General features: G+C 63.1%; 5 protein-coding genes and 1 pseudogene. 3 read left to right on the top strand and 3 right to left on the bottom strand.

Going from position 1 to position 3,382, the window contains the following annotated elements:
• Window positions 1-88 precede the first annotated feature (88 nt).
• From ACWEJ6_RS54525 to ACWEJ6_RS54515, 3 genes are all read right to left on the bottom strand, one after another.
• A complete protein-coding gene (locus ACWEJ6_RS54525; protein ID WP_452433644.1) occupies window positions 89-427 on the bottom strand; it encodes a hypothetical protein in 339 nt (112 codons plus the stop codon).
• A 61-nt stretch (window positions 428-488) separates the two neighbouring features.
• Window positions 489-1,094, bottom strand: a complete 606-nt coding sequence (locus ACWEJ6_RS54520; protein ID WP_452433642.1) for a DUF6461 domain-containing protein — start codon at window positions 1,092-1,094, stop codon at window positions 489-491.
• A gap of 457 nt (window positions 1,095-1,551) precedes the next feature.
• Window positions 1,552-1,770 (bottom strand): hypothetical protein, encoded by a 219-nt coding sequence (locus ACWEJ6_RS54515; RefSeq protein ID WP_452433640.1) that lies wholly within the window; start codon window positions 1,768-1,770, stop codon window positions 1,552-1,554.
• A gap of 169 nt (window positions 1,771-1,939) precedes the next feature.
• On the opposite strand from ACWEJ6_RS54515, the pseudogene ACWEJ6_RS54510 reads away from it, so the two are divergent.
• From ACWEJ6_RS54510 to ACWEJ6_RS54500, 3 genes and pseudogenes are all read left to right on the top strand, one after another.
• Window positions 1,940-2,140 (top strand): annotated as a pseudogene (locus tag ACWEJ6_RS54510) (GntR family transcriptional regulator); the annotation flags it as partial.
• Between the two features lie 34 nt (window positions 2,141-2,174).
• Window positions 2,175-2,315 carry a hypothetical protein gene (locus ACWEJ6_RS54505; RefSeq protein ID WP_452433638.1) on the top strand — a complete coding sequence of 47 codons (141 nt, stop codon included), beginning with the start codon at window positions 2,175-2,177 and terminating at the stop codon, window positions 2,313-2,315.
• Between the two features lie 33 nt (window positions 2,316-2,348).
• A complete protein-coding gene (locus tag ACWEJ6_RS54500; RefSeq protein WP_452433636.1) occupies window positions 2,349-3,062 on the top strand; it encodes a hypothetical protein in 714 nt (237 codons plus the stop codon).
• Window positions 3,063-3,382 lie beyond the last annotated feature (320 nt).

Genomic DNA, 3,382 nt, shown 5'->3' with positions numbered 1-3,382 from the left:
CGCCAAGGCGATCGCCCGCCCCGCCGCTACGTCCGCCGCCATCTGACTGGCCTCCTGCAACGACAAACCCCCGCCCGGTCCTCACGGATCAGGCGTGGGCTAGCCGGGCTTCGGCCCGTCCGCCCAGCGCCAGCGCGATGGCCTGCAACGCCCTGGCCGCAGTGACGCTGTGGCGGCCGTATCGGACGGTCAGCCCAGGGACCTGCTCGGCGAATGTCGCCTTCGCACACGTGGCAGTGCGGCAGAAGAAGCGGCGTACCCCGTGGCTGTGCACCTGCTGCGACGGAGTTCCACAGGATGGGCAGGCGGCCTCCCTGGTGCCGGTTGTGGCCCGGATCCTCACCGTGGTTCCAGATCGGAACACCTGCTCAACGCACACGCCGGCCAGATGAGGGAACAGGACGGCAACCAGTTCCTTGATCAACACGCTGCAGATGTTCGTGTTGAGATGGATGACTACCAGCTGGAACGCCCGAACCGTGATCTACTCAGCGGGCCCGAGCGACTCCACACAGGTAGACCGACTGTTCCAGCAGTTCCGGCGTCACCTTGACCCCAGTCAGGTACTCCGCCATCGCGAAGAACGACTCACTGCTGTGTGCGGCATCGAATTCGACCTGCCGCGCGATCTCGGTGAATTCCTCATCCCATTTGGTGAAGGAGTCGATGTCGGAAAAGCTCGGCTCCAAGGCCATGCGCTCCTGGCCGTCTTCCATCCAGAGGAAGTCTTCAATCCCGTTGACATTGCGGAAATGGGAGACCAGCCGGGTGCCCGCCGACAACCGTCCGGCGATGCTGGGGAGAACGCCCATGAAGCCGTTGGGTTCGACGATGAACGCCCAGTCACCGAGGAGTGCGACCCCGAAGAAGTGGCTAAACCCGGAGCCGAACCTATCGAGGTCGGAAACCCCTGCCTTGATCAGCTCCTTGAGCCCCATGGACGGAAGGCCTTCGGCCCCAGTCCGGGCCAGAACCTGCTCAGCTGTCAGCCCGCGAACGAGGGTGAAACAGTATGCCTCCCGAAGATCGGTGTACTCGTCGTAGACGAACCGGCCAAAGGTGAACCAGGCGTAGTCAGCGGCAGTCGCAATCATGCCAACATGCTGCCAGCCGAGAATGACAGAACGCGGCCACAGATGGGCGCGTTCCCTCTGCGTCAGGCTCCAGCGGGACAGGTGACCGCCAGGAGTCAGCATCAGCAGTTGTCTCGGGGCGGCCGAGGTCTAGCCGATCTTGCTAACGCCGTTGCTAACAATGTCCACAGACACAGGTGTACGCCCCTGGAAACCGATCAAGTCGGGAATGGCGTTGAGCAGGTGCTTCTGCTGGTGGTGGACACTTGTGAACGATCGCGAACTGACAAGCGTCGGATGAACGACAACCCGCCGGCCGCGCACAGCTCGTACATCGGGGGCATGCAGGTGCACGTGTGTTCATGGACCCTGATCCGATCGCATCGCCGCACAACGTCTTGCCACGCCACCTGAAGCACATTCTCCTGAGGAACTGCCAGGTGATGGCTGTGATGGTCGAAGCGCCACGACGGTACGTTCATACCTTGGCCGCCAACTGCGCTTGCGCGAGAAGCAGCCTGACGAAGGTCTCCAGGTCATCCGCGCTCACCGTCTGCCGCATCCCAGCGTCAACGTCTTTGTCGCTGAGCCGAACACCGCTCCGGCTCCCATAGAAGGCGCCCGCGTCGCTCTGGAAGAAGGACCAGCCGGGGAAGCGGGCGCGAAGCGCTACAAGGCAGTGACTCTTGGTTGCCATGTCATGAGCGTAGAAGCTGAGCGAGGAGCCTGCCTACCCCTAGGGATACCGAGGGGTAGCGATAGATCTCTATAGGCGAGTGACGACCCTTGAAGTCCCCTTTCTACGCTTGGGCCTCGTGATCGAATTCGAGCCGGATCGCCCCCGCTGGCAGTAGGTCGCCGACGTCCTCCGCAGACGCATCAGCAGCGGCGAACACCCGCCAAAGTACCTCGTCTCGGAAGTCCGCCTCGTCCAGGAGTTCGGCGTTGCCCGCGACACCATCCGCAAGGCGATCCGCCAGCTACGCGAAGAAGGCCTGATCTACACCGTGCCGAGCCTCGGCAGCTTCGTAAGCCCACCCGGCGAAGCCGAATCCGCGAAGAGCTGAGTCACGAGACCCGGATGAAGTAGTCTCCCGAGCCGTGACCAGCAGGATCGACTACTACAACGCCCCAGACGCGCCGCCGCCCAACAAGCTCGTTCCCTCGGTCAACGTGATCGTCACCGACGAGGCCGGCGCCCTCCTGCTGATCCGCCGCGGCGACAACGACAACTACGCCTAACTGACCAGGGTAAAAACGTTGGAGGGTCCGTTGATGACAGGTGAGAACGGAACGGCCGCGAAGGACACAGCGGGCGGAAAGCAGGTGTTCATGGCGCTGCCAGGGCGAACGGAGGACGACAGGGCATCGTTCCAACAATGTCTGGCGGCCGTGGTCGACTTGTTAGGGATCAAGGTCGCGCCTGAGCCGGATCCCAACGATCAACAGCGCTGGAATCAGCGGGCACGGGCGGCGCTCCGAAAAGCCTGCCGCGATGGCCTGACGCTGCCTGATTCATCCTTCGAGATACTCATCAAGGCGGCCGTCTACGACCCGAACCCCAGCCTCAACCGTCAGTTCATCGAGCCAGCTCTGAACGCATTCGGACGTTGGCGCGTCCGAGCGGCGCTGCTCAACTATCTACTGAGGGGCACCGACGAGGAGCGGGCCGGCGCTGCGCGAGCATGGTACTGGTCGGCTCTGCCGCTTGAGCTCCACCAAGTGCGAGCAGAAACTCTGACCGCTGAGGGCCGAACAGAGCCAGATGACCCATCGGTCCTGACGCGGGACTGGCACCAGGCCGCACTCCAAGAGTTCGTGAATAACGAGCACTTGGACGTTCGGCGATGCCTTCTCCCCGGACTACCGCTCTGGCGATCAGCGTACGCACCGGAGCTGCATGACCTCGTGGACGCGGCAGTGTCAATCGCCCGCTCGCACCCAGACGAGTACATCCGTCATCGAGTGGAACACCAGGTCCGCGGTTGACCATACTCCGAAGGTCTCCGAGATCGATCTCCGATGTCCCGCAGCTCGCGAAACCTGCGCGCCAGCACAGCGCATCCACCCATCCACGACTCTGCGTTGGAAGCCGTGCGCCGACATCGCTACCTCCAAGCAGTCGGCCCCACATCGGTTGAGCCACGAGGCAACCGACATGGGTTGGCCAAGCACGATGGACAATCGGGCATATCCGCAGATCAAGACTGTGATCGCTGAGTGGATGAGGACTTTCTCCACGGTTTCAAGGGCCGTGCCGCCTGCGGCGTCACGGCCACGCGTTGGGCGGTCGCTGGCCGCGCTGCGGC

This window comes from Nonomuraea sp. NPDC004702 (assembly GCF_053601695.1).
This window is presented reverse-complemented; position numbering and strand designations above follow the sequence as displayed.

Coding starts and splice junctions, on each gene's coding strand:
- ACWEJ6_RS54520 (WP_452433642.1), bottom strand. CDS start 1,094: ATGATTGCGACTGCCGCTGACTACGCCTGGTTCACCTTTGGCCGGTTC.
- ACWEJ6_RS54500 (WP_452433636.1), top strand. CDS start 2,349: ATGACAGGTGAGAACGGAACGGCCGCGAAGGACACAGCGGGCGGAAAG.
- ACWEJ6_RS54515 (WP_452433640.1), bottom strand. CDS start 1,770: ATGGCAACCAAGAGTCACTGCCTTGTAGCGCTTCGCGCCCGCTTCCCC.